This window comes from Vreelandella songnenensis (assembly GCF_003002925.1).
In the GTDB taxonomy this organism is placed as follows: domain Bacteria; phylum Pseudomonadota; class Gammaproteobacteria; order Pseudomonadales; family Halomonadaceae; genus Vreelandella; species Vreelandella songnenensis.
Genome location: NZ_PVTK01000010.1, coordinates 26369 through 51469, shown reverse-complemented (window position 1 = coordinate 51469; position 25101 = coordinate 26369). Strand labels below are relative to the sequence as shown.

General features: G+C 59.9%; 21 protein-coding genes, 1 tRNA gene and 1 riboswitch. Of the genes, 13 read left to right on the top strand and 9 right to left on the bottom strand.

All coding sequences use genetic code 11. The features are described 5' to 3' along the window. Positions 1-43 precede the first annotated feature (43 nt). A riboswitch (cobalamin riboswitch) is annotated at positions 44-235 on the top strand. 73 nt (positions 236-308) lie between these two features. Beyond that, complete coding sequence (locus B0H98_RS14920; protein ID WP_106375860.1) at positions 309-1325, top strand: ABC transporter substrate-binding protein; 1017 nt, start codon at positions 309-311, stop codon at positions 1323-1325. 54 nt (positions 1326-1379) lie between these two features. On the opposite strand, the gene B0H98_RS14915 is transcribed toward B0H98_RS14920, so the two are convergent. Together B0H98_RS14915 and B0H98_RS14910 are read right to left on the bottom strand one after the other, a co-directional pair. Next, positions 1380-2189 (bottom strand): alpha/beta fold hydrolase, encoded by an 810-nt coding sequence (locus tag B0H98_RS14915; RefSeq protein ID WP_106375859.1) that lies wholly within the window; start codon positions 2187-2189, stop codon positions 1380-1382. Between the two features lie 27 nt (positions 2190-2216). Continuing rightward, the gene (locus B0H98_RS14910; protein ID WP_106375858.1) at positions 2217-3947 is read right to left on the bottom strand and encodes a putative bifunctional diguanylate cyclase/phosphodiesterase; all 1731 of its coding nucleotides are present in this window, start codon (positions 3945-3947) and stop codon (positions 2217-2219) included. A gap of 419 nt (positions 3948-4366) precedes the next feature. On the opposite strand from B0H98_RS14910, the gene B0H98_RS14905 reads away from it, so the two are divergent. Then, positions 4367-5521: a M20 metallopeptidase family protein gene (locus B0H98_RS14905; RefSeq protein ID WP_106375857.1), complete on the top strand. Its 1155-nt coding sequence runs from the start codon at positions 4367-4369 to the stop codon at positions 5519-5521. A gap of 47 nt (positions 5522-5568) precedes the next feature. After that, entirely contained in the window at positions 5569-7074 is a 1506-nt protein-coding gene (locus B0H98_RS14900) for an AbgT family transporter (RefSeq protein WP_106375856.1), read from the top strand. Here the strand turns inward: B0H98_RS14900 and B0H98_RS14895 are convergent, their stop codons facing one another. Continuing rightward, positions 7075-7971: a LysR family transcriptional regulator gene (locus B0H98_RS14895; RefSeq protein WP_106375855.1), complete on the bottom strand. Its 897-nt coding sequence runs from the start codon at positions 7969-7971 to the stop codon at positions 7075-7077. A gap of 330 nt (positions 7972-8301) precedes the next feature. Here B0H98_RS14895 and B0H98_RS14890 point away from each other — a divergent pair, with 330 nt between their 5' ends. Further along, the gene (locus B0H98_RS14890; protein ID WP_106375854.1) at positions 8302-9222 is read left to right on the top strand and encodes a YihY/virulence factor BrkB family protein; all 921 of its coding nucleotides are present in this window, start codon (positions 8302-8304) and stop codon (positions 9220-9222) included. A 73-nt stretch (positions 9223-9295) separates the two neighbouring features. Here B0H98_RS14890 and B0H98_RS14885 read toward each other — a convergent pair whose 3' ends face one another. The 4 genes from B0H98_RS14885 to B0H98_RS14875 form a co-directional block, all read right to left on the bottom strand. Continuing rightward, positions 9296-10429 carry a PDDEXK family nuclease gene (locus tag B0H98_RS14885; protein WP_106375853.1) on the bottom strand — a complete coding sequence of 378 codons (1134 nt, stop codon included), beginning with the start codon at positions 10427-10429 and terminating at the stop codon, positions 9296-9298. 121 nt (positions 10430-10550) lie between these two features. After that, positions 10551-11564 (bottom strand): Abi family protein, encoded by a 1014-nt coding sequence (locus tag B0H98_RS14880; protein ID WP_106375852.1) that lies wholly within the window; start codon positions 11562-11564, stop codon positions 10551-10553. Further along, the gene (locus tag B0H98_RS17000; RefSeq protein ID WP_146130261.1) at positions 11561-11836 is read right to left on the bottom strand and encodes a hypothetical protein; all 276 of its coding nucleotides are present in this window, start codon (positions 11834-11836) and stop codon (positions 11561-11563) included. The genes B0H98_RS14880 and B0H98_RS17000 overlap by 4 nt, the downstream gene beginning before the upstream one ends. A gap of 38 nt (positions 11837-11874) precedes the next feature. Continuing rightward, positions 11875-11951 (bottom strand) — tRNA-Arg (locus B0H98_RS14875). A gap of 141 nt (positions 11952-12092) precedes the next feature. On the opposite strand from B0H98_RS14875, the gene B0H98_RS14870 reads away from it, so the two are divergent. Beyond that, positions 12093-13091: a TRAP transporter substrate-binding protein gene (locus B0H98_RS14870; RefSeq protein WP_106375851.1), complete on the top strand. Its 999-nt coding sequence runs from the start codon at positions 12093-12095 to the stop codon at positions 13089-13091. 81 nt (positions 13092-13172) lie between these two features. Here the strand turns inward: B0H98_RS14870 and B0H98_RS14865 are convergent, their stop codons facing one another. Next, positions 13173-14558: an FAD-binding oxidoreductase gene (locus B0H98_RS14865; RefSeq protein ID WP_106375850.1), complete on the bottom strand. Its 1386-nt coding sequence runs from the start codon at positions 14556-14558 to the stop codon at positions 13173-13175. A gap of 240 nt (positions 14559-14798) precedes the next feature. Here B0H98_RS14865 and B0H98_RS14860 point away from each other — a divergent pair, with 240 nt between their 5' ends. Genes B0H98_RS14860 through B0H98_RS14850 form a run of 3 tightly spaced genes read left to right on the top strand, consistent with a single transcriptional unit; the run spans position 14799 to position 17602 of the window. Next, positions 14799-15818 (top strand): TRAP transporter substrate-binding protein, encoded by a 1020-nt coding sequence (locus tag B0H98_RS14860; RefSeq protein ID WP_106375849.1) that lies wholly within the window; start codon positions 14799-14801, stop codon positions 15816-15818. Further along, positions 15819-16346 carry a TRAP transporter small permease gene (locus tag B0H98_RS14855; RefSeq protein ID WP_106375848.1) on the top strand — a complete coding sequence of 176 codons (528 nt, stop codon included), beginning with the start codon at positions 15819-15821 and terminating at the stop codon, positions 16344-16346. It begins immediately after the preceding gene. Further along, on the top strand, positions 16343-17602 hold the full coding sequence (locus B0H98_RS14850; RefSeq protein ID WP_106375847.1) for a TRAP transporter large permease: 1260 nt from the start codon (positions 16343-16345) through the stop codon (positions 17600-17602). Before B0H98_RS14855 ends, B0H98_RS14850 begins: the two co-directional genes overlap by 4 nt. Before the next feature lie 76 nt (positions 17603-17678). Here B0H98_RS14850 and B0H98_RS14845 read toward each other — a convergent pair whose 3' ends face one another. Beyond that, positions 17679-18734 (bottom strand): substrate-binding domain-containing protein, encoded by a 1056-nt coding sequence (locus B0H98_RS14845; RefSeq protein ID WP_106375846.1) that lies wholly within the window; start codon positions 18732-18734, stop codon positions 17679-17681. Positions 18735-18874: 140 nt separating this feature from the next. Here B0H98_RS14845 and B0H98_RS14840 point away from each other — a divergent pair, with 140 nt between their 5' ends. Genes B0H98_RS14840 through B0H98_RS14820 form a run of 5 tightly spaced genes read left to right on the top strand, consistent with a single transcriptional unit; the run spans position 18875 to position 24903 of the window. Next, complete coding sequence (locus B0H98_RS14840; RefSeq protein ID WP_106375845.1) at positions 18875-19369, top strand: formate dehydrogenase subunit gamma; 495 nt, start codon at positions 18875-18877, stop codon at positions 19367-19369. Next, positions 19366-20922, top strand: a complete 1557-nt coding sequence (locus B0H98_RS14835; protein WP_106375844.1) for a formate dehydrogenase beta subunit — start codon at positions 19366-19368, stop codon at positions 20920-20922. The genes B0H98_RS14840 and B0H98_RS14835 overlap by 4 nt, the downstream gene beginning before the upstream one ends. Beyond that, positions 20919-23810, top strand: a complete 2892-nt coding sequence (gene fdhF / locus B0H98_RS14830; RefSeq protein ID WP_106375843.1) for a formate dehydrogenase subunit alpha — start codon at positions 20919-20921, stop codon at positions 23808-23810. The genes B0H98_RS14835 and fdhF overlap by 4 nt, the downstream gene beginning before the upstream one ends. Next, entirely contained in the window at positions 23807-24646 is an 840-nt protein-coding gene (fdhD, locus tag B0H98_RS14825; protein WP_106375842.1) for a formate dehydrogenase accessory sulfurtransferase FdhD, read from the top strand. The genes fdhF and fdhD overlap by 4 nt, the downstream gene beginning before the upstream one ends. A gap of 11 nt (positions 24647-24657) precedes the next feature. Continuing rightward, positions 24658-24903, top strand: a complete 246-nt coding sequence (locus B0H98_RS14820) for a formate dehydrogenase subunit delta (RefSeq protein WP_106375841.1) — start codon at positions 24658-24660, stop codon at positions 24901-24903. Positions 24904-25101: the final 198 nt, after the last annotated feature.

Here is a 25101-nt window from a genome sequence, read left to right as displayed (position 1 = left end):
TGGCAAGCCATATCGATGCCGATAGCCCCACCTCCCTTCTCGCCCTAGAATACCCCGCGTCGGTGTTCTTTCGAGAACCTAACAGAGAATCCGCCGCGCCTGGCCGCGAAACGGAACTGCCCCCGCAACTGTAGGCGGCGAGCGATGCTCGACGATGCCACTGGACGTCTTGTCTGGGAAGGTGAGCTAGCTACGACCCGTCAGTCAGGAGACCTGCCGACGCCCCAACCTTCATCGAGCGGGTCGGCTCGGTTGGCTATTTGACTAGCTACGCGCCAGCGACCTGCTCATCATGCACGGGAGTGTACATGATGCTGAAACTGACCACGGCAGCTGCCGCCAGCCTGGTGCTGGGAAGCCCGGCCTACGCCGCCACCGACTACCCCCTGACCCTTGAAAGCTGCGGCCACGAAATCACGCTGGAAAAGCCTCCGGAACGGGTGGTGAGCATCGGCCAGGCATCCACCGAAATTCTGTATAGCCTTGGGCTTGCCGACAAGGTCGTCGGCACGGCGCTGTGGATCAACCCGGTGCTGGAGGAGTTTGAGGCGATGGATGCGGACATCGAGCGCCTCGCCAACGATGCTCCCAGCTTCGAAAGCGTGGTAGCCAAAAAGCCTGACCTGGTGATCTCGGCCTATGAGTGGATGATTGGCCCCGCCGGCGTGGTCGGCACTCCCGAGATGTTCGAGGATATGGGTATCGCCAGTTGGACCATGCCCACGGACTGCGTCGGCAAGCGCAACCAGCAAAGCATGGATGGCGCCCGCACCACGCTTTTCGATACCGGGTTGATCCATGAGAGCATCGCAACGCTGGCCGAGCTGTTTGACGTGACCGAGCGTGGCGACCAGATGGTAGGTGAATTACAGGCACGGGAAGCCGCGGCGGTGGCGAAAGCCGAGTCGCTGGCGCTACCGGATGATATTACCGGCGTGTTCTGGTACTCCTCCGCCGACCGGGGTACCGACCCCTACGTGGCAGGCGTGAACAGCGTGCCGGACTGGATGATGAACCGCCTGGGTATCAACAACGTCGTGACGTCACAAGAGGAGTGGCCCACCGTGGGCTGGGAGACCATCGCCAGAAGCAACCCTGCCTTCATTGCCGCCGCGCGCATGGACCGGCGGCGCTTCGCGGCTGATGATATTGCCGCCAAGCGCGAATTTCTGACATCCGACCCGGTCACCCGCGAAATCGACGCCGTGCAGCAGGGCCGCATTATCGAGATCGACGCTCACGCGCTCGACCCATCAGTGCGCGCCATTGTGGCCCTGGAAACACTCGCCGACCAGCTTGCCGAGTTCTCCCTGGCCTCTCCTTGATCCGCAACACCTTACTGGCAATGAGCCCTGGTAATCATGACCAGGGCTCATTGCCTAGTACCGCAGCCAGGCGTTGACTTCCTGCGCCACCAGCTCAGGCTGTGTCATGTGCAGGCAGTGCCCTTCACTGGCCAGTAACCGCAGCGTGCTGCCGGGCATATGCGCGTGCATGTAGCGGCCAACCTTGGGGTTGGCCAGAGTATCCCGCTCGCTTTGCAGGATGACGGCAGGATGCTTCGCCTCGGCCAGCTTATGCCGGTAATCCGAGAAGAAGGTCGCCTTGGCGAATATCTTGGCCACTACCGGATCAGTGGAGCAGAAGCTGTCCGCAAGCTCGCCGATGAGCAGTTCAGCGCTTTCCGGCCCCATCACCAGCGGCGCCAGATAGTCGGCCCAGCCAATGTAGTTGCGGTCCATCAGATCCAGAAGCTCTTCCAGGTCCGCGCGCTCAAACCCGCCGTAGTAATCCGGCGGGGCGTCCAGAAAGCAGGGCGAGGGACACAGCATCAAATGGCTGGCAAACAGCTCCGGGTGATCGATGGAGGCCAGCAGGCCAATCATGCCGCTCACCGAGTGCCCCATGAAATGCACCTGGTCTAGATTCAGCGCCTGGCAGATCTCGCTGACATCCTTGGCATAGCCTTCCAGCGTGCGGTAGCGCGATTCGCTGAACGACGATATCTGTGATTTTCCAGAGCCCACGTAATCGAACAGAACCAGCGTGTAATCTTTCTCAAGATAGGGAATCAGGTGCTGCCACACCTGCTGGTCGCAGCCAAATCCATGGGCCAGCATCAGCGTTTTATCACCCGAACCGACCACAGTAACGTTATTCCGAGCTACGATTTCTTCTTTCAACAGCACGCCATCTTACTCCCTGATGTTAACGTTTTAGGTCTGTGTACTTCTTGGAAACTCCTCACGCGCCCACGCCGCCGCCCAGGCTTGAAAGGCATGGGCCGGCATTGGCCGTGCAATGTAGTACCCCTGGCCAAACTCACAGCCAAGCTCGATCAGCTGCTGGCTGTGCTGAAATGTTTCAACGCCTTCTGCCACTACATCGCAGCCAAACGCGCTGGCAAATCCGATCACGCCTTTCAAGATGGCCAGATCACCGCTGCTGGTCAGCATGTTCTTGACGAAACTGCGGTCGATCTTGAGCGTATCCACCGAAAGATCTCTTAAATGGCTCAGCGACGAATATCCCGTGCCGAAGTCATCAAGCGAAATCCGGATGCCCATTCTCCGGCAGGCGTTGAGCACCGAGTAGACATGACCAATATCCTCAATGGTACTGGTTTCAAGTACTTCCAGTTCAAAGCGCTGCTTGGGCAGCGCAGGAAAGCCGGCAAGCGTAACACTTAAATCGTGCAGAAAGTTGGGGTGCTGCAAATGATAGCCGTCGATATTGACGCTGACGTGTAGATCAAGCCCCTGCTCACGCCAGGTTTGCAGCTGGTTCAGCGCGCAGGCGATGACCCACCGCCCCAGCGCAATGCCCGTGGTGGTATTGCGAAGGGCTGGCAGAAAGCTTGCAGGGGCCTTCAGGCCCTCTTCAGGATGGTGCCAGCGTATCAACGCTTCAGCGCCCAGTATCTCACCGGTACGCATGTTCACTTTAGGCTGGTAGTAAAGTTCGAACTGATTTGACGCCAGGGCGGCCTGAAGCGCCGACAGCTCCGAATAGCGCTCTTTCAGGCTTGCCTCGTTATCGATATTGAACAGGCAGACCTGGTTCTTGCCGGCAAGCTTTGCCTGATACATGGCTTGATCAGCCTGGCGGATAAGCTGCCCAGGCTCCACCTCTTTTGCTTGAGGATAAAGCGTTACGCCCATACTGGCGGAAAGATGAAGCGGGACCCCGTCAACTGTAAGAGGCTCAGAAAGTTTACCCACTAATCGGGTAAGCGACTCTTCTACCAAACTGTGACTAAACTGCCCGTTGAGAAAAATGACAAACTCATCGCCGCCAAAACGGGCAATCAGATCATCGCTTCTCAGGTTGCTGGCCAGACGTTTAGCCACTGTCTGCAACACCCGGTCACCCACATGGTGTCCGTGATGATCATTGATCTCTTTAAAGCCGTCCAGATCCACAAATGCCAGCGCAAACGCCATGCCATTACGCTTGCGCTCGAGCATCTTTTGATCGAGATAGTGGGTAAGGGCGGCGCGATTGGGTAAGCCGGTCAATGGGTCGGTATCCGACAGGGTGCGCAGCAGCGACACCTTCTGCTCCAGCAGTTTCTTGGTTTCTGTCAGCTCCTCAAACAGCTGATCCGACCTGTTGGCACTGCTGATACTCCATAAGATACACTCGCTTGCATCATCGCTCTGTGCGCTGGCAACGATAGGCAGCGTGCCGTCGAGTGCATTCACCAGCGATAAGCGGATTTCGTCGCAGCGCCCCTCTCGCACCAGGGTGGGCATCAAGTAGGTCTCAAACATGATCTGAGACGCCTTGCTTAACAGCACGAACAGGTCAGCCCCCAGAAGATTATCCGTGGAATAACCCGAATACGCTTCAATAAAGTGGTTGCTATACAGAATGCGCCGCTTGTTATCGGTAACCATGCACCCTACAGGAAAATCATCCGGCGAAAACAGGTTAGATGCGGTCATGGTTTACCTTAAGAAGTGTCAAACTGGCTATTTGTGAACACCTATCACTTGTTACATGGTCACTGATAATCGCTGACTTTTCTATTTTAATAACGTAACCAATTGATACGAATAAGCATAAAACACGAGAATTTAAGGTAGCAGATTGCGCGTATAACTTCCTTACGCTTAAATCACGCTTAAATACTGAAAAACAGCACGCAACAAAAACCGCATATTGAATACTTCTTTAATCATGTGCATATAACTCCCGATAGATATGCTTTCGTGCATACCAAGTAGCTTCACGTCTCGTCAAGGCCGTTCAGGCCGACTGTTGCCTGGAAAGCAACAAACCCGCCCTCAGCACCTCTCCTTCCTGCCTGCCAAGTCGCTTAGGGTTAACCCGAACCATAACGACTCCAATAAAAGGACAGGCAATGTTCACCGACAAGCAACTACAAGAGGCCACCGCCCTGCGGCATACGCTTCATCAGCACCCCGAGCTTAAGTACCAGGAAACCCAGACTGCCAAACGGGTAGCCGAACGGCTGCGCGCCCTAGGCTACCGGGTAACCGAAGGAATCGCGACAACGGGCGTTCTGGCGGAACTGGATACCGGCCGTGAAGGCCCGGTGATCGCGTTTCGTGCCGACATGGACGCCCTGCCCATTCATGAGGCCAATACCTTCGGCCACCGCTCACAGCACGAGGGCCTGATGCATGCCTGCGGGCATGACGGCCATACGGCCACACTGCTGCTGGCCGCCGAAGCCATCATGGAAGGCCGCGACGAGCTGTGCGGGCACCTCAAGCTCATCTTTCAGCCGGCGGAGGAAGGCGGCAACGGCGCGGACGCCATGATAAAAGCCGGTGTGCTGGATACCCCCCGGGTAGAAGCGATATTTGGCTACCACAACCGCCCGGGCTTCCCTGAAGGCCAGCTGTTCGTGAAGCCCGGCCCGGCCATGGGCGGCAACGACACCTTCAAGGTGACCATTGAAGGTGTCTCCGGCCATGCGGCCATGCCCCATCTAGCCGTTGACCCGATTTACGTGGGCGCCTCACTGGTGCAACAGCTGCAGGGGCTGGTGGCGCGCCATAAATCCCCGCTGGAATCCGGGGTGATTACCGTGGCCGCTTTTCATGCAGGCGATGCCGCCAATGTGATTCCAGGCAGCGCCGAGCTGCTGGTCAATATCAGAAGCGACCGCCCTTCCTCCCGTGAGGCGCTGGCCGGCAAGCTGGAACAGGTGACGAAAGGCGTGTGCGATGCCCACGGCGCCCGCTTCCAGCTTGAGCACCTTCACCAGATTCCACCGCTGGCCAACGACCCTGACTGGTCCGAGCGGGTGCTGGCAATCGCCTCCGAGTACGCGGTAAGCGACGACATCCAGCAGCTGGATTACATGCCCACCATGGGTGCCGAGGATTTTGCCTTCTACCTGCAGAAAGTACCGGGCTGCTTCTTCTTTGTAGGCAATGGCGAAAGCGCCTACCTGCACAACGAACATTACGATTTCAACGACCGCATACTGCCGGTGGCTGGGGGCATGTTCGTAGCGCTCGCCCGCGGCCTGCTTGCGCGCCGTTAATGACCGGTTAACCCTCCCCAAGCTCTAAAAACAAAGGCGGTATAACAATGCAATCCGTACTCTCGTCGATCGAGCGCGTGGGCAACAAGCTACCCCACCCGTTTATCCTGTTTACCATTCTGGCCGTGGTGGTCGTGGTGATCTCCGCCCTGCTCGCCGCCTTCGGCGTATCGGCGGTCAACCCCCAAACCGGCGATACCGTCTACGTTCAGAGCCTGCTTTCCGGCGATGGCGTGGAGTTCATGCTGACCAGCGTGGTCAGCAACTTCGTCAATTTCCCGCCGCTCGGGCTTATTCTGGTGGTGATGTTCGGCATTGGCCTGGCCGACAAGGTGGGCCTGATGTCCACCCTGATGCAGGTGAGCGTGGCCAAGGCGCCGCCGTCACTGCTGACTTTCTGCGTCTTCATGGCCGGCATCTGCGGCAGTATCGCGTCTGACGCCAACTACCTGATCCTGATTCCGCTGGCCGCCATGGTGTACTACTCAGTGGGCCGCCATCCGATTGCCGGAGCCGCTGCGGCCTATGCCGCCGCCGGCGCGGGGTTTGACGCCAGTCTGTTCATCACCGTGGGAGATGCACTGTTTGCAGGCATTACCACCGACGCAGCCCGGCTAGTGGACCCGGACGCCTACGTTTCCCCGGTGGATAACTACTACTTTGTGGCCTGCTCGGTATTCGTACTTGCCATCGTGGGCACACTGATTGTGGATAAAGTGGTCGAACCACGTCTTCAACGTACCCTGCCCATGGGCAAGGACTTCAAGACCGATATCGTCAAACCCGAACTCACCGACGCTGAAAAGCGCGGCCTCAAGCGGGTGGGCGTTGCCACGCTGATCTACCTGGCGCTGGTGTTCATCGCTGTGCTGCCGGAAGCCTCGCCTTTACGTAATGAAGAGGGCGGACTGATTCCCTCGCCCTTCTTGCGTTCGCTGGTACCGCTGATGTTTGGCTACTTCGTTACCATCGGCCTGGTGTACGGCATTACCACCGGCAAGATAAAGACCAGCCGCGACGTCCCCCAGCGCATGGCCGAATCGGCAAGCGACCTGGCGCCCACGCTGGTACTGTTCTTCGCCATTGCACAGTTCATTGCCTACTTCCGCTGGTCAGAGCTTGGTCAGTACATTGCCATCGAGGGTTCGAACATTCTGCAGAGCACCGGCTTTACCGGCCTGCCGCTGGTGGGGGCATTCATTGCCATGAGCGCGGTGCTCAACGTGTTCATGACCAGCGGCTCGGCCCAGTGGGCGCTGATGGCCCCGGTATTCGTGCCGATGCTGATGATGATCGATTTCGACCCCGCTTTTGTACTGGCCATGTTCCGCATCGGTGATTCCAGCACCAACATCATTTCGCCCATGAGCCCGTACTTTTCGGTCGCGCTGGTCTACATGCAGCGCTACAAGCCGGATATGGGCCTGGGTACCTTGATTGCTACCATGCTCCCGCTGGCGGCCAGCTTTCTGCTCGCCTGGTCGGCCTTCTTGATGTTCTGGCTCGCCATGGGCTGGCCCATCGGCCCCGGTGTTTACATGATGGCGAACTGATTACTGCATCGTCAGCATCAGTTTCCATAGATAGTCGGCAGCGGGCGAAAGCCTTCTGCCGGCTCTTCTAACCAGGTTGCCCTGGCTGCTGGCCGCCAGCGGGTGGGCCACGGGGATCGCCTTGAGCTGCCCCGCCTCTACCTCGTTGCGCGCCGCCGCCGCAGTCATGAACGACACGCCAATACCGGCACTCGCCATGCGTCGTGAAACGGAGTGCAGGTTGCAGCGGTAGGCCGGCGTGGCGGGCTGCCCGGCGGCGCTGAACAGCGCATTCACGAACTGTTGCGACCCCGAGACATCGGGCAGGAAAATCAGCTTGTGCTGCAAAAGCTCCGCCACCGTCACGCTTGCCTGCCGGGCCAGCGGGTGAAACGGCGCCACCAGCGCGCATAGCGGGCCGCGTTCAAAGGAGTGGACCACCAGCCGCGGGTCCGAAATCGGGCCGTAGGTAATCGCGATGTCCACCTCGTCGTTGGCGACCATTTCATGGGGTTCTCGGGGGTAGTAGATGCCCGTCTTGATATCGATCAGCACATCCGGGTAGTACTCAGAGACACGCTTCATCACGTGGTTGATAAAGCTGTCCACGAATCCGTCGCCCACCGACACCACCACCTTCCCCGCCTGCAGGTTACGCAGCCTGGAGAGCGTATCGCCCAGCTCCGAATTGAGCCGCCTTTGGGCAAGAAAGCTGTCCACCACCAGCTGGCCTGCCTCGGTCAACATGACATGGCGGCCCTGGCGCTCCAGCAGCGCCATGCCCAGCTCCCGCTCAAGACTGCGCACCTGCCGACTGACTACCGAAGGATTGATATGCAGATGCTCCGCCGCTGCGCGAATGCCGCCGCAGCTGTTCACTTCCAGCAGATACAACGCGCGTTTATCGAGTATGTTCATTAAAGGCTCGCCGAGGAGATGCTAGAGCGTGCTAACAATGCAGGAGTGTCATTGTAGTGTGATGAACTCAGCAGAGCGATCCGTCATCGGAAAACTGCTTGATGCGCTGAAAGCAGACGGCATGGTGGCGTCTCGAGCTGGACGGCAGTAGCCTGGAGCCTTTCCACTTCCAGGGCTTTCTCCGGTCAACAAGCGTAGGATATATCATGTCAGCACGATATCAGCAGGTTGACTGGCCAGCAGGCTAATCAAGGGGGAGTGTACAGGCTGCCCACATCCTAGGGCGGGTATTGATAAAACCGCCCGAGTGCACAAGGAGCGCGGCACGCTATGGTTCGCAACCGTACATTCGTCAAGGGCGTACTTCTCCTGCTGCCCAGGCTGGCAGCCTTTGCCTGGCGGGTGCTTCGCCACTTTTTGAAGAACCGCGGCATCCTGCTGGCAGGCGGGGTGGGTTACAACATTCTGCTCTCTGTGGTGCCGCTGTTTGGCCTGGTGGTGGTAATGCTTGCACGCGTGGTGGATGAACAGCACCTGCTCAACGTGCTCGCAGTGCAGGCGCGCCACCTGGCCCCGGCGCACGCCGAGGTAGTGATGGACGCCGTGCGCGGGCTGCTGGAATCACGCGATGTCATCGGGATTCTCAGCTTTCCCATCCTCCTGCTGTTCAGCTCCTTCGCCTTTCGCATGCTCGAAGACGCCCTGGCGCTCATCTTCCACTCGCCCGAGTGCCCAAGGCGAAGCGCCTGGGTGTCGGCGCTGCTGCCTTACGCCTTCATGCTGGTGCTTGGGGCAGGCCTCATGACATTGACGCTGCTGGTAACGCTTGCAAGCTCGCTCAATGCGCTGGTGCTGGCCCTGTTCGCACGGGAACTGCCGTTAGCCGGTATTTCGGGGCCGGTGCTCAACCTGACCAGCTTTGTCGGCGTCTTCCTGCTTTTCAGCGCGATTTACAAGGTGCTGCCGGTGGTCAAGATCGCCCTGCGCCGGGCCATCGTCGGCGGTTTCGTGGCGGCACTCTTGTGGGAAGGCGTCAGGCTGTTTCTGGTCTACTACTTCACCCACCTTTCGTTCGTCAACGCCGTTTACGGCTCCCTGGCGGCCCTGGTGATCGTGCTGCTCAGCCTGGAAATTGGCGCCATCATCTTGCTACTGGGCGCCCAGGTCATCGCCGAGCTTGAGCGCAATTCGCGGATGGGGCTGGTCTGGTACGTGGATCCGGATCGAGAGGCTATTAGTCGGGTTGATTGAGGGGAATCATCGAAGCTCACCTGCCAACTAAGCAGGCTACGACACACTAAATAGTGTCTCTTTTAGGCTGCACTCACAGGGTGCTATGCGCCCTATCAGCAGGACCAAGCTGCCACACCTGCTTAAGCCGATCAACCGTATGCGACCACTTAGGCGCGGTAGGCTTGCACACCGTATTTTGATTACCAAACAGGCCCACTTCGCTGAACGCCTGCGCGCGCTCGACGGTATAGAGCCAGCGCACCGGCACTAGATATTCGGCGTTATCTTCCTCGCCATTAGGCTCTCGATACAAGTGGGGGTAATCATCTGGAAGCGCGATATCAGATAATGTTTTAGGGCCGCTTTCCGTTTCAAACTGGTATTCCGTGGCCCGGCTGCGCTCTCCGACAACTTCTCCAACGCCCACGTAACCTGTTTTAGGAATATTGACCCACACCCGGTCGCCCTCTGAAAGCATCGCCAGCGTTTTGGAATACCACGTAGCACCGCCACCGGCGATAAAACCCAAGCGCCGAGCAAGCTCCCAGGGCCGGTCATCGCCAAACGAGGCGTAGAACTCGCCGTTCCAAGGTTCTTTATTGGCTTTACGTGCTACCGGCTTAGGCGGCTCATCCGGGTCAATCATCCAGGCGCGGCTAAGATAACGATTGCCGTTATCTTCAAACGCGGAGAAGAACATGGCATTGATAGATAGCTGCGCATGTTCGTTCAGGTAGTTGATAATGCGCTCGCTGCTGGCATCCAACTGTGTGGCAACCACGACCAGTTGATGGCTCTCGTTGAGTGTCACGCCATCCAGCGCAATACCAAACTTGGCTTCAAAAGCTTCGCCCAAAGTGACGTGCGAACGCCTAAAGCGCTCGGCAAACTGCTGGTAAATATCAATCAACTGGTAATCGGCGAGCGTCACCACCCAAGAGGCGTAGTCGATAGCTTGAGCAACAACATCACGCGGAGTTTTATCGCGTTTTAGTTCGATCACAATCACCGTGCCGTTAGCGTCCACGGCAAGAAGATCGATCAGCTTATCGAAGCCGGTACGCACCTGACGGCCAATCAACAACCAGTCTCGATTCAAAATTGAAACATCCTGCATGATCTGCTCTTCCAGCAGGCTTTCATCCGCTAGCCCCGCTGGTCGCAGCTTTTGCGGTAGCGCGCCAGGAGTGCTCGCGAGCTTCCAGATTCCTTGCTCAATGGCCATAGTAATTTGCCACCCTATCAGGTGTAAAAGTATTGTATTTAGAAACATGAGGGCCTAGTATTTACCTCAACACGGCCCCTATCGGTGAGACTGCCACGCAGTAGCATTGCTTAGGGGTTTTTTATTGCCTTTCAGACCACTCCCATTGCTGCCAGCCTTCTATAATCCCCATGCCTTTTAGATTTAGCCCTGCTTCGCTTAAATCTGGGAAACTGCTTAACAGCTCAGATAAGCGGACCCACCAAGTGCTCGTCGGATTAACCGTCATTAATAAATACTGAACAATACAGAACAGTAGGAAAGGGCGCGCCTGAACATGGGAATCTTGCCAGCCTTGGGAAAACAGAGTGGCTTCGCCATGGGCGGGCTTACGCGGCTGGTCCGTCATATTGCGATTCCACAACCGACTGTGATGGGCACATACATTGCGTAAATAATTCAAGCTGCGCAGCCAGGAAGCGAACACGCGCCCGTTGCTAATGCCATAGCGGGCGGCAATGGTATCCTGCTCTTCTTCTCGCATTCCACCGAACAGGTGAGAAAGCGTGCCAAAGTCCCATATTTCACTTGCAATCCAGATCGGCAACGGCAAACCGTACTTCTTTTTATGGTGTTCAATAAACGTTTCCCGAGAACGATTAATTAAACGCGCGTGGCTTTCCTGCCATTTATGCAGGGGCGTCACGCCCGTTTTCTGATCGATCTTATAGGCAAACTCATCGTGCAGCAGTTCCGGAGTCAAATAAGCATAAGGATCCATTCGGCCCAGCGTATGTGCAATATCTACCCTCAATGCAACCTCAATACGCTCAAGACCATCCAGCGCGAGAAGGCGCAACCGTTTATCAAACACATAAAGATCGACAGCCTGCTGAAAAGTCGTGCCGTATTTAAACGCGTCTAATGCAAGGTAGTCCGTTTTTCCCCTTTTAAGCAGTGGCTTACCATATTTATTTAAAGGCGTACAGACACCTGAGCGCTGACGAAAAGCAAACCAGTACCCGCTTAACCGATAGTAACCAATGCGTTGAAGATGCGCCAACGCACGCTGGTCGTCCGTGACAGTCAGGCCACGATCTTTAAGCTGCTGCAATTGCTCAAGATGGCTAAGCCAAGGCTTGGTGTAATCGGTCATTGTCCCACTGCCTTTTCCATCACCGTACAGGCTAATACAAAGGGCATATCCAGTGTACTGGTATCAGGCGGTGTGATGAATTTTACATAAATATCGAGTTCGCTGAGCCCCACCTTATCCATTGCAGAGCCTGCTTTTCTGGCGGAGTGAGCATTGATTTGTCCAAGCTTACGGGATTGCTTGCTTGGAAACACCAAAACCGAATAAAAATTTGGCTTTTGTTCTAATTGCAGCCACGTTTTCGCTTGAGCGACTTGATAACAGGCAAACAAAAAAGCCCACGACTTAGTCGTGGGCTTTCATCATGTTCTGGCGCGCCCGGTAGGAATTGAACCTACGACCTTCGGCTTCGGAGGCCGACACTCTATCCAACTGAGCTACGGGCGCATTGGGTGCGTATCGTACCTGTGTGGGGGCGCTGTGTCCAGCCGCACGCAGCCCGGCACCTTGCTTGATTGACCATTTTCCCGCGGGTAAGGCATGCTGCATGGGCACTTTCGCACCTTGTAGAATCGGGAACACATAAAAATGAAAACATTGACGCTGAACACGCTGGCTCTGGGTATTTCTGTAGCACTCGCGGGTACGGCCCACGCGGCTGATTTTGACGATATGGACCCTATCACCCTGCGTCTGGCCCACGTGGTCAACGAGCAGGATGGCTTTCACATGGCGGCCACCAAGTTCGAGGAACTGGTGGAGGCGCGCACCGATGGCAAGGTCAGCATCGAGATCTACCCCAACGCCAGCCTGGGGGATGAGCGCACACTTTTGGAAGGTATGCAGATCGGCACCGTGGATATGGGTGTGATCACCAACGGCCCGGTGGCCAACTTTGTCGAAGAGATGGCGGTGTTCGAGCTGCCCTTCCTGTTTCCCTCACCCGAGGCGGCCTACGGCGTGCTGGACGGTGAGATCGGCCAGGAGCTTCTGGACAAGCTTTCCGAGGTGAACCTGAAAGGCCTGGCTTACGCCGAGCGCGGCTTTCGCAACCTGACCAACAGCGAGCGCGCCGTCAACACGCCGGACGATATGGACGGCCTGCGCATCCGCGTAATGGAAAACCCGGTGTACACCGATACCTTCCGCGCACTCGGCGCCAACGCCATTCCCATGGCCTGGAACGAAGCGCTGACCGCCATGCAGCAGGGCACCATTGATGGTCAGGAGAACCCGGTGAACGTGGTGCACTCGTTCAAACTGAATGAAACCCAGAATTACATGACGCTCTCGCGCCACACCTACGCGCCGGCCATTTTCGTGATGGGCATGCCCGCCTGGAACAAGCTGCCTGAAAACGCCCAGGCGGTGATCGAAGACGCCGCCCAGGAAGCCGCCGAGTACGAGCGCCAGCTGAACGCCGAGATGGAGGCCGAGCAGCTGGCTTCACTGAAAGAAGCGGGCATGGAGGTCAATGAAACGCCGGATATTGAAGCCTTCCAGGAAGCAGTAGCGCCTATCTACGATCAATACGGCCAGCAGTTTGGCGACTACCTGCCGCGCATTCGCGAAGCGCTGGCGGAATAAGCGTTCAGTTAACCACTGGATATATAAAAGGCCACCCGACGGTGGCCTTTTTGCCTAACGTGAACCTGACAGCATAAGCGTCTAGCCCAGCACCTTGCCCGGGTTGAGCAGACCTTTGGGGTCCAGCGCCTGTTTCATGCGTTTCATCAGGTCGATCTCTTCCGGCGAGCGAGAGAGCTTCAGGTAGTCGCGCTTCTCGAGGCCCACGCCGTGCTCGGCAGAAATCGAGCCGCCGTACTGTACCAGCGAGCCGTACACCAGCTCTTCCACCAGGCGGCGGCTTTGCAGGCTGTCGTCGCGTACCGTGATCATGATGTGCAGGTTGCCGTCGCCCAGATGGCCGAACACCACGATCTCGGCGCTTTGCCCAAACTGCGCATCCAGCGCTGCCTCCAGGTTATTGACGTACTCGTCCATGTGCGGAATCGGCAGGCTGATGTCGTAGGAGAACATCGGTTTGAGCGACCTTACCAGCCACTCGATATCCTCGCGTACCGCCCAGATGCCTTCGCGCTGGGTGCTGGAGTTGGCGAGTACCGCATCGGTAATCAGCTCTTTCTCCATGGCGCTTTCCAGCACCTGGGCAAAGGCCTCGGCGTCCTGCTCTTCATCCAGCCCCAGGGTTTCGATGATGGCATAGAAGGGCGAGTCGGTAGACAGCAGCGGCGAGTGCTTGCTGCCTTCCAGGGTCATCAGCTTGTAGTGGTTGTTCCACAGCGCCTCAAACGCGCTCAGGCTGTTGGCCAGCTCCTTGGAAACGAGATTCAAAAGCGCCGTGAGCGCTTCAAAGGAGGGCACCGCGACCAGCGCCGTCTGCTCGCTGGGCATATAAGGTTGTAGACGCAGCACCGCCCGGGTCACCACACCCAGCGTGCCTTCGCTGCCGATGAACAGCTGCTTCACATCGTAACCGGCGTTGTTCTTCAGCATCTTGTTGAGCGAGGTAATCACGGTGCCGTCGCTCAGCACGGCTTCAAGACCCAGCACCTGCTGGCGCATCATGCCGTATCGGATCACGCGGATGCCGCCGGCGTTGGTGGCGATGTTGCCGCCAATGGTGCACGAGCCCCGGGCGCCCAGATCGAGCGGGAACTGCATGTCGATTTCCTGAGCGGCTTCCTGCACGCGCTGAAGCGTGACACCGGCCTGCACCTGCATGGTGGAGCCTACCGCGTCGATCTCTTCGATCTGATTCATCAGCTCAAGCGATACCACCAGCTCATCGGGGCTGGCAACGCCCCCGTGTACCACGCCGGTCATGCCGCCATGGGTGACCACCGGCTGGTCGGCGGCGTAGCACTTCGCCATTACCTGGCTGAGCTGCTCGGTGTTCTGCGGACGAACAATCGCCTTGGCCTGGCACGGCGCGCCGGTAAACCAGTCCACGCTGCGCTGGGCCACGTCATCGCCCAGCAGGACGCCGTTTTCGCCCACTACCGCGATCAGATCATTAATCAAAGCGTTCATAAGGTTCCTGTATCCATGAAGACGGCTTGAGGGGCATACGCATCATCCTTTAGCAGGTCATGACCACGCCTGGGTTAACTCCTGCCTTTCTCAAGCTTTCGTTTTATAAAGTCTTTTTATTTTATTACTCAAACGTCGGGCTAAAATAAGCCATTTTTCCGGCAGGGCCGATGTGGTATAGATGAAATCGAAACGCCTGCCCTCACCGCATAATAACAACCCACCACCCCAGGAGATATCGTGAATCATACCGCCCGCCCCTCTACCCCTGCGCGCCTGAAAGGTGCCATCGGCGCTGCCGCTTGCCTGGGGCTCCTGAGCGCCTCGCTGATCAGCCAGGCCGCCGAGATCACACCGACCACTCTGCGCCTGGCCCACGTGGTCAATACCGAAGACACCTATCATATCGCCGCGACGCGCTTTCAAGAACTGGTAAGCGAGAAGACCGACGGCGCGGTAACGGTGGATATCTACCCTAACGCAAGCCTGGGCGACGAGCGCACGCTGCTGGAGGGCATGCAGATCGGCACCGTGGACATGGGGGTGATCACCAACGGCCCGGTGGCCAACTTTGTCGATACGTTCTCCGTGTTCGAACTGCCCTTCCTGTTCCCATCCAGCGAAGCCGCCTATGACGTGCTCGATGGCGAGATTGGCCAGGAGATTCTGGGCCAGCTTGAAGACGTGAACCTGAAAGGCCTGGCTTACGCCGAGCGCGGGTTTCGCAACATCACCAACAGCCGTAACGCGATCAACGAACCGGCTGATCTTGATGGCCTGCGCCTGCGCGTGATCGAAAACGAAGTGTATGTGGACACCTTCCGCACGCTCGGCGCCAACGCCGTGCCCATGGCCTGGACAGAAGCGCTGACGGCCCTGCAGCAGGGCACTATCGATGGGCAGGAGAACCCGGTGAACGCGATCCATGCGTTCAACCTGGCCGAAACCCAGGACTACCTGACCATGACGCGGCATATCTACGCCCCGGCCATCTTCATCATGAGCCTGCCCAAGTGGAGCGGCCTGCAGGAAGAGGCTCAGGCAGCCGTGCTGGAAGCCGCCCAGGAAGCCTCGGCCTACGCCCGCGAGCAGAATGCAGTGATGGAAGCCGAACAGCTGACAGAGCTGCGTGAAGCGGGCATGGAGATCAACGAATCTCCGGATATCGAGGCCTTCCAGGCCGCCGTGGCACCCGTGTACGAGAAGTACGGCCAGCAGTTTGGCGACTTCCTTCCGCGTATCCAGGAGGCAGTGCAGTAAGTGGCCACCTTGTCTCAAACGCTGTTGACCCCGCTACGCTTCGTCGAGCGCGCCCTGGACGCGCTCATCCAACCGGTTGTCTTTATCGGCATGGCTGCGCTGATCGCGGTCATCACGCTGCAGATCGTCTCTCGCGTACTGTTCACCGCGGTGGGCTGGACCGAAGAAGTCGCCCGCTTTCTGCTGATCTGGATCACCTTCCTGGCCGGCACGCTGGCGTTTCAGCGCGGTCATCATATTGCCGTCACCTTCGCCGTGGAGGCGCTGCCGGTGCGGCTTCGCCAGGTGGCGCGCTTTCTTGCGGTACTTGCGGTCATCGCCTTCATGATCACGCTGATCGTGATCGGTTATCGCTACATGCAGGTGCAGAGCTTTCAGAAATCCGCCTCGCTGCGCCTGCCGATGTCCTACGTCTACGCCATCATGCCGATCAGCGCGGCGATCATGGCCTGGTATGCGCTGGTGGATCTTGTCGAGATCGTGTGTGAAGGCGAGCCCAGAAAGCCCATGGGGGAGCAGACACCATGACACTACTGCTTTTCGGGCTGTTCTTTCTACTGATGCTGCTGGGCGTGCCTATCGCCTTTGCCATCGGGGCAAGCTCGCTCTACGCGCTGTACCAATCCGGCGTGCCGCTGATGGTGGTCACCCAGCAGATGTTCCAGGGCATCAACTCCTTTGCGCTGGTCGCCATTCCCATGTTCATCCTGGCCGGCGACCTGATGGCCCAGGGCAAGGTGAGCGAGCGCCTGGTGGGCTTTGCGGATTCGCTGGTGGGCTTTCTGCGCGGCGGGCTTTCGATTGTCTCGGTCATGGCGGGCATGTTCTTTGCGGCCATTTCCGGCTCTGGTGCTGCCACCACGGCGGCGGTGGGCTCGAGTCTTGTGCCGGAACTCAAGCGCAAGGGATACGATCCGGCCTCGGCGGCCAGCCTCATCGCCGCCAGCGGCACCATCGGGGTGGTCATTCCGCCCTCGGTGCCCATGATCATCTATGCGGTCATCGCCCAGCAGTCGGTCTCCAAGCTGTTTCTGAACGGCTTTCTGCCCGGCCTTGCCATGGGGCTGGGGCTGATGGCGATTGCCATCGTCCAGGCCTACAAGCGCCAGTATCCCAAGGGCACGCCGCTTTCCGTGGCCACCATCTGGCGCACGTTCAAGGCCGCCAGCTGGGGCCTGATGACGCCGGTGATCATTCTGGGCGGTATCTTTACCGGCATCTTCACTCCCTCCGAGGCCGCCGTGGTGGCGGTAAACTACGCGCTTCTGGTGTCGCTGTTCGTCTACCGCGACCTGACCCTGCCCCAGGTGTACAAGCTCTTGATTCGGTCGGCGATGACCACCGCGGTGATCATGCTGGTGATTGCCATGTCGGCGGTGCTGAGCTGGACGCTCTCGAGCTGGCAGGTGCCGGGGGCCATTGCCCAATCGGTGCTGTCGCTCTCCACCAACCCGCTGATCATCATGCTGCTGGTGGTGGCGGTGATTCTGCTCACCGGCGTGTTCATCGAAACGGCGAGCGCCTTGATCATCCTCACCCCGGTGCTGTTGCCGCTGGTGCTGCAGCTGGGCATCGATCCCATCCACTTCGGCTTGATCATCGTCGTGGGGCTTTCGATCGGCATGATCACCCCGCCAGTGGCGATCAATCTGTACGTGGCCTCCTCGGTTACCCAGCTGCCGCTGGAGCGCATCACCCGCGCCATCATCCCGTATCTTCTGGGGCTGATCGGCGTGCTGCTGGTCGTCTACGTGCCCATTTTCATGGGATGGTCGGGGAACTAGCCGCGCGCACTTTACGCATGCTGACGCCAGGGGCGTGCCAAGCGGCACGCCCCTGGCGTTTCAAGGCGGGCCGTATCTACAGAAGATCGGCCACTTCGATAATTTCGCCGCACCGGCTGGGGCTGTACCCCGGCAGGCCACTGACTGCGTTCTGAAAGGGCTCGCCGCGCAGGACCTCCAGAAAGCCTTGAAAGCGCGGCTCTTTCAGCGAGCGGTGGTGACAGGCCAGAAGGTAATCCTCGGTGGCCAAGGGAATGAAGCCGAGCCCGAACTTCTGCGCGGCGGCTTCCACGCCAAAGCCTGCATCCGCCATGCCCGCCGCCACGTAAGCGGCCACGGCGGAGTGGGTGTACTCCTCGATTTCAAAGCCGCGAACCTTCCTGCTGGATACGCCCGCTTCTTTCAGCAGGCAGTCCAGCAACGAGCGCGTGCCCGACGAAACCTGTCGGTTCACAAAGCGCACGCCGCCTGCGCTCAGCGATGTGATGTTTTCAATGCCGAGCGGATTGCCTGCCGCCACGATCAGCCCCTGAGTACGGGCGATAAAACCAATCACGCGGTGCTGACGAGGCTTTAACAGACCCTGATAGGCGCTGCGCACATGCGCGCCGACCTGGCCGCGCGGCAGATGAAAGCCCGCCACGTCGCACGCGCCGCGGTTGAGCGCGGCCAGCGACTCCTGAGGGCTGCAGTACTGAAGATCCAGCGGCAGCGCTTCCAGGTGCCTGGGCAGCAGCTCCACGGCAAAGCCGTGGCTTGCGTGCAGGCGTAGTATAGAAAGCGCGCCCTGCTGTTCGCGGGCAATGGCCAGGTTCAGCTCGGAACCCAGGCTTTCCAGCTGCGGCCCCAGCCGCGCCATGGCGCGCTGCTCTGCCCACAAGAGCTTTTCGCCAAGCGCCGATAGCTGCGCCCCCCGGCCACGCTGCAACTCCACCAGTGGCACGCCGAAAAACTCGCCGCCCTGGCGCAATAAGTTCCAGGCGTGCCGGTATGAGATACCTGTATCCGCTGCGGCATGGGTTAACTTACCCCGACGATAGACCGCGCTCAGCAATCGAAGCAGCTGTAGATCCAGTTGATTTCCCGCCTCGTCGCGAAAGCACCAGGTGGGAATGACGGTGATTTTCTTCATTGGCATGATCTTTCATATTTTGTCGTTGTTGGCTTGATGCTAGCGTGACATTGACCGTGGTGCACGCCCTTTTACTGACCGTTTCAAATAAGCATAAGCGTGCATATTTATAATAAACAATCAGCACCGGGAGAGACCTGATGAACGAGTCTCGAGAATGGTCGTCGCAGTCGATCCAAGCCGAGATCGACGCGCTTAAACACACTAAAGGCGCGCTCTTGCCGATTCTTCATGCCCTCCAGGACCGCTTTGGCTTTATCCCCTCCGATGCCGTTCCCCTGATCGCCGCCTCACTCCAGCAGACCCGCGCAGAGGTGCACGGCGTGATCAGTTTCTATCACCACTTTCGGACCGCACCGCCGGGGCGCCACGTGGTGCAGATATGCCGCGCCGAGGCGTGCCAGTCGGTCGGCGCCCGCGCGCTCGAAGCCCACGCCAAGGCGCGCCTGGGCGTGGATTACCACCAGACCACGCCGGACCGCGAAATCACCCTGGAAGCCGTTTACTGCCTGGGCAACTGCGCCTGTGGCCCGTCGATCCGCGTGGACGATCAGGTACGCGGGCGCGTGACCCAGGAGGCTTTCGACGAATTGCTGGACGAGCTGCAGACCCGGCCGCTGGAGGTAATGGCATGAGCATTCGCGTCTTTGTTCCCTGCGATACCACCGCGCGTGCTCTGGGCGCCGATAGCGTCGCCCGGCGTCTCGAGCGCGAAGCCGCCGCCCGCCACGAGGGCATTACCCTGGTGCGCAACGGCTCGCGCGGGCTTTTCTGGCTGGAACCCATGGTCGAGGTGGAGACCGCGCAAGGCCGCGTCGCCTATGGGCCGGTCACGCCCGGCGACGTACCCGCGCTGCTCGACAGCGGCCTGCTGGAAGGCAGTATCAGCCACCCGCTGGCGCTGGGCCTGGTGGAGGAGATCGACTACCTGGCCCGCCAGCAGCGTCTCACCTTTGCGCGTATCGGCGTCACCGACCCGCTTTCCATCGAGGATTACTGCGCTCATCGCGGCTTTGTGGGCCTTGAGGCCGCGCTGGCGCTTGACCCGCAGGCGATCGTCGAGCAGGTGAAGGCCTCCGGGCTTCGCGGGCGCGGCGGGGCGGCGTTCCCCACCGGCATCAAGTGGCAGACGGTGCTGGATGCGCCCGCTGATCAGAAATACATCGTGTGTAACGCCGATGAGGGCGACTCCGGCACCTTCGCCGACCGGCTGGCAATGGAGTGCGACCCCTACATGCTGATCGAGGGCATGACCATCGCCGGCTTCGCGGTGGGCGCCACGCAAGGCTATATCTACCTGCGCTCGGAGTATCCGCTGGCCAAGGAGATGCTCGACGAAGCCATCGCTCGCGCCGAGCAGGCGGGTTATCTGGGTGACGATATTCGCGCAAGCGGCCGCACCTTCCACCTGGAAGTGCGTCTGGGCGCCGGCGCCTACATCTGCGGCGAAGAGACTTCTTTGCTTGAAAGCCTGGAAGGCAAGCGGGGCCTGGTGCGCTTCAAGCCGCCGCTGCCCGCCATCGAAGGGCTGTTTGGCCGCCCGACGGTGGTCAACAACGTGCTCTCGCTGGCCGCCGTGCCGTTCATTCTAGCCGAGGGCGCCGACGCCTACGCCCACCACGGCATGGGCCGCTCTCGCGGCACGCTGGCGCTGCAACTGGCGGGCAACGTCAAGCGCGGGGGCTTGGTCGAGCTTGCCTTCGGCACCACGCTGCGCACGCTGATGGAAGCGTTCGGCGGCGGCACGCTAAGCGGCAAGCCGCTGCGCGCGGTGCAGGTGGGTGGCCCCCTGGGCGCCTATTTACCGGAATCTCAGTGGGACCTGCCGCTGGACTACGAGGCCTTTGCGGCAGAAAGCGCGGTGCTGGGCCACGGCGGCGTGGTGATGTTCGATGAAAGCGTCGACATGGCGGAGCAGGCGCGCTTCTCGATGGAGTTCTGCAAGGTGGAGTCCTGCGGCAAGTGCACCCCGTGCCGGATCGGCTCGACCCGTGGTGTGGAGGTGATCGACCGCATTCGCGCCGACGACAACCGCGAGGCCAACCTGGCGCTTCTGGGCGATCTTTGCGAAACGATGGTGGACGGCTCGCTCTGCGCCATGGGCGGCATGACCCCCTTCCCGGTACAGAGCGCCCTGAAACACTTCCCCAGCGATTTTCAGCGCTCGGCGAACGGAGACAGATCATGATTGAACATTTCGATCCACGGCGTCAGGCCAACAGCGTCGACTTCAGCAAGGACTATGGCACGCCCTCACCCATTCCGAATGCCAACGCCGCCCAGGTGACGCTCGAGATCGACGGCATCACCCTTCGCGTGCCGGAAGGCACCTCCGTGCTGCGCGCCGCGGCCCTGGCGGATATCAGCATTCCCAAGCTCTGCGCCACCGACAGTCTCGAGGCCTTCGGCTCCTGCCGGCTCTGCGCGGTCGAGATCGAAGGCCGCCGAGGCCTTCCCGCTTCCTGCACCACGCCGGTGGTGGAAGGCATGAAGGTGACCACCCAAAACGAGCGCTTGGCCAGGCTTCGCCGGGGCGTCATGGAGCTCTACATTTCCGACCACCCGCTGGATTGCCTGACCTGCCCGGCCAACGGCGACTGCGAGCTGCAGGACATGGCGGGCAGCGTCGGGCTTCGCGAGGTGCGCTACGGCTTTACCGGCGAAAATCATCTGGACGCCGCCAAGGACGAATCCAACCCCTATTTCACCTTTGATCCGAGCAAGTGCATCGTCTGCTCGCGCTGCGTGCGCGCCTGCGAAGAGGTACAGGGCACCTTCGCGCTGACCATCGATGGGCGCGGGTTTGAGTCCAAGGTGTCGGCGGGGCAGGACGAGGCGTTCATGAACTCGGACTGCGTCTCCTGTGGCGCTTGCGTGCAGGCCTGCCCCACGGCCACGCTGATGGAAAATAGCGTGATCGATCACGGCGTGCCGGATCGCAGTGTGGTCACTACCTGCGCCTACTGCGGCGTGGGCTGCTCGTTCGAGGCCCAGATGAAGGGCGACAAGCTCGTGCGCATGGTGCCTTACAAGGGCGGCGACGCCAACCACGGCCACTCCTGCGTGAAGGGGCGCTTTGCCTTCGGCTACGCCTCCCACCCGGACCGCCTGACCACGCCGATGATTCGCGATTCCATCGACCAGCCCTGGCGGGAAGCGAGCTGGGAAGAGGCGATCAGCTTCGCCGCCAAGCGCCTGAAAGCGATTCAGGCGGAACACGGCCGCGAAAGCATCGGTGGCATTACCTCCTCGCGCTGCACCAATGAAGAGACCTACCTGGTGCAGAAGCTGATCCGCGCGGCGTTCGGCAACAACAATACCGACACCTGCGCGCGGGTCTGCCACTCGCCCACCGGCTACGGCTTGAAGACCACGCTGGGCGAATCCGCCGGCACCCAGACGTTTGATTCGGTGATGAAGTCCGACGCGATCATCGTGATCGGCGCCAACCCCACCGACGCCCACCCGGTGTTCGGCTCGATGATGCGCAAGCGTCTGCGCCAGGGCGCGAAGCTGATCGTCGCTGACCCGCGCCGCATCGATCTGTTGAAAACCCCGCACCTGGGGGAGGCCCAGCATCTGCCGCTGCGCCCGGGCACCAACGTGGCGCTGGTCAACGCCCTGGCCCACGTGGTGATCACCGAAGGCCTCGAAGACAAGGACTTCGTCGCCAAGCGCTGCGATACCGATGCCTACCAGAGCTGGCGCGCGTTCATCAGTGAAGAGCGCCACTCGCCCGAGGCCTCTGAGCCCATCACCGGCGTGCCCGCTGACGCCGTACGTCAAGCGGCACGCACCTACGCCACCGTTCCCAACGGCGCGATCTACTACGGGCTGGGTGTGACCGAACATAGCCAGGGCTCGACCATGGTGATGGGCATCGCCAACCTGGCGCTCGCCACCGGCAACATCGGCCGCGAAGGCGTGGGCGTGAACCCGTTGCGCGGCCAGAATAACGTGCAGGGCTCTTGCGACATGGGCTCCTTCCCTCATGAGCTGCCGGGCTACCAGCACGTGGCTGACCCCATCGCTCGCGGACGGTTTGAGGCGGTATGGGGCGTGAAGCTCGACGACGAGCCGGGGCTGCGCATTCCCAACATGTTCGACGCTGCCATTGAAGGCACCTTCAAGGCGCTCTACGTGCAGGGCGAGGATATCGCTCAGTCCGACCCCAACACCCAGCACGTTGAAGCCGCGCTGCGCTCGCTGGACTGCCTGATCGTGCAGGATATCTTCCTGAACGAGACGGCCAAGTTCGCTCATGTGCTGCTGCCGGGTTCGAGCTTTCTGGAAAAGAACGGCACCTTTACCAACGCCGAGCGGCGCATCAACCGCGTGCGTAAGGTGATGCCGCCGGTGGCCGGCAAGCAGGACTGGGAAATCACCCAGGATCTGGCGAACGCCTTGGGCTACCCGATGAACTACGCCCACCCCTCCGAGATCATGGACGAGATCGCCCAGCTGACGCCAAGCTTTACCGGGGTGAGTTACCAGAAGCTCGAAGAGCACGGCAGCCTGCAGTGGCCGTGCAACGACGAGCACCCGGAGGGCATGCCGACCATGCACGCGGTCAACTTCCCCATTGGCCTTGGCCGCTTTGCGATCACCGAGTACGTGGCCACCGAGGAGCGCACCAACCGCCGCTTCCCGCTGCTGCTCACCACCGGGCGGATTCTCAGCCAGTACAACGTGGGTGCGCAGACCCGGCGCACCGATAACCAGCGCTGGCACGACGAGGACGTGCTGGAGCTGCACCCCAGTGATGCCGAAGTGCGCGGCGTGCGCGATGGCGACTGGCTGGGCATCACCAGCCGCTCGGGGCAGACAGTGCTGCGTGCACGGGTTAGCGAGCGCATGCAGCCGGGCGTGGTCTACACTACGTTCCATCACCCCGGCAGTGGCGCCAACGTTATCACCACCGATAACTCCGATTGGGCCACCAACTGCCCCGAATACAAGGTTACCGCCGTGCAGGTAGAAAAAGTCAGCCAGCCCTCCGCCTGGCAGCAGCGTTTCACCTCGTTTGATCAGGCCCAGAAGGGGTATCTGGCGAAGGCGCAGCAGGAGGCGCCATGAGTGTCGCGCGTGAACTCGATAGGCCCACCCAACCGGCGGCTGATCTGGCGCGCCAGCCGGTCGAAGTGCGCAGAAGCGCAACCGGCTGGGTGGCCGAGAGCCAGGAGGATACCCTGGCGCTCGAAGTGCCGGTGGCGCTGGTCTATAACGGCATTTCCCATGCAGTGATGATGGCAAGCCCGGCGGACCTTGAAGACCTGGCGCTGGGCTTCAGCCTCACCGAGGGGATCATTGCCCACCCCCACGAGTGCTATGACCGGGAGGTAAAGGAGGAGGCCAACGGCCTGGCCGTTCACCTGAGCATTGCCACCCAGCGCCTGATGGCACTCAAGGAGCGCCGGCGCAGCATGACCGGACGCACCGGCTGCGGGCTATGCGGCACCGAAGCGCTCGATCAGGCAATCAGGCCAATCGCCAGGGTAAGCGCACCGCCTGTCGATGACGCCGCCATTCAGTATGCCCTGGGCGAGCTCGACGCTTACCAGCCCTTGAAGGCGGCAACGGGCGCCGTGCACGGTGCTGCCTGGTGCGATTTACAGGGCCGCATTCAGCGCCTGCGCGAGGATGTGGGCCGCCACAACGCTCTGGACAAGCTGATCGGCTCGCTTGCAGGCGAAAGCACAACGCTTGGGGAAGGCTTCGTGCTGGTTTCCAGCCGGGCCAGTTACGAAATGGTGCACAAGTGTGCAAGCGCAGGTATCGGCGCCCTGGTCGCCGTGTCTGCTGCAACCTCTCTGGCGGTGGAGCAGGCCCAGACAGCGGGGCTGCTGCTTGTCGGGTTTGCGCGCCCTGGCCGCCATCTGATCTACCACCGCCCCGCTTTTGCACTCGGCTGAGGAGAAATGCCATGTCGACCAACAATGATGCCAATCTGATTCGCATGACCAACCAGATCGCCATCAACCTGGGTAGCGGCCGTGATGAGGACGCCGCCGCGTCAGCCATCTGCCGCCACCTGGAGACCTTCTGGGCGCGCGCCATGAAACAGCGCCTGGTAGCAAGCCTTGACCAGGCAGATAACGAGCTCTCTCCATTGGCCCACCGTGCCGCCACCTTGCTGGCTACTCGGCTCGCCGAGCGTCAAGCCAGTTGATCTACGATAAAAAAAGCGCGGCCTTGGGCCGCGCTTTTTTATGGATACGCTGCCACTTTTCGAGCATTTACCCGGGCAGAAATACCTGGGATTCACCTACTCAGTATTAGTGACTTCGTGTAAATTCAGCTAATTAAACATGACTTTTATCAATTTTTATCTTAACTAACGACCTTTTCGGTGCAATAAACGACTTTT

Bases quoted from the DNA above. Each gene is read 5' to 3' on its own strand.
- B0H98_RS14870 (WP_106375851.1), top strand. From the start codon at position 12,093: ATGAAAACATTGACGCTGAACACGCTGGCTCTGGGTATTTCTGTAGCA.
- B0H98_RS14910 (WP_106375858.1), bottom strand. From the start codon at position 3,947: ATGACCGCATCTAACCTGTTTTCGCCGGATGATTTTCCTGTAGGGTGC.
- fdhD (WP_106375842.1), top strand. From the start codon at position 23,807: ATGAGTGTCGCGCGTGAACTCGATAGGCCCACCCAACCGGCGGCTGAT.
- B0H98_RS14850 (WP_106375847.1), top strand. From the start codon at position 16,343: ATGACACTACTGCTTTTCGGGCTGTTCTTTCTACTGATGCTGCTGGGC.
- B0H98_RS14900 (WP_106375856.1), top strand. From the start codon at position 5,569: ATGCAATCCGTACTCTCGTCGATCGAGCGCGTGGGCAACAAGCTACCC.
- B0H98_RS14920 (WP_106375860.1), top strand. From the start codon at position 309: ATGATGCTGAAACTGACCACGGCAGCTGCCGCCAGCCTGGTGCTGGGA.
- B0H98_RS14835 (WP_106375844.1), top strand. From the start codon at position 19,366: ATGAGCATTCGCGTCTTTGTTCCCTGCGATACCACCGCGCGTGCTCTG.
- B0H98_RS14840 (WP_106375845.1), top strand. From the start codon at position 18,875: ATGAACGAGTCTCGAGAATGGTCGTCGCAGTCGATCCAAGCCGAGATC.
- fdhF (WP_106375843.1), top strand. From the start codon at position 20,919: ATGATTGAACATTTCGATCCACGGCGTCAGGCCAACAGCGTCGACTTC.
- B0H98_RS14820 (WP_106375841.1), top strand. From the start codon at position 24,658: ATGTCGACCAACAATGATGCCAATCTGATTCGCATGACCAACCAGATC.
- B0H98_RS14885 (WP_106375853.1), bottom strand. From the start codon at position 10,429: ATGGCCATTGAGCAAGGAATCTGGAAGCTCGCGAGCACTCCTGGCGCG.
- B0H98_RS14845 (WP_106375846.1), bottom strand. From the start codon at position 18,734: ATGAAGAAAATCACCGTCATTCCCACCTGGTGCTTTCGCGACGAGGCG.
- B0H98_RS14880 (WP_106375852.1), bottom strand. From the start codon at position 11,564: ATGACCGATTACACCAAGCCTTGGCTTAGCCATCTTGAGCAATTGCAG.
- B0H98_RS14895 (WP_106375855.1), bottom strand. From the start codon at position 7,971: ATGAACATACTCGATAAACGCGCGTTGTATCTGCTGGAAGTGAACAGC.
- B0H98_RS14865 (WP_106375850.1), bottom strand. From the start codon at position 14,558: ATGAACGCTTTGATTAATGATCTGATCGCGGTAGTGGGCGAAAACGGC.
- B0H98_RS14905 (WP_106375857.1), top strand. From the start codon at position 4,367: ATGTTCACCGACAAGCAACTACAAGAGGCCACCGCCCTGCGGCATACG.
- B0H98_RS14890 (WP_106375854.1), top strand. From the start codon at position 8,302: ATGGTTCGCAACCGTACATTCGTCAAGGGCGTACTTCTCCTGCTGCCC.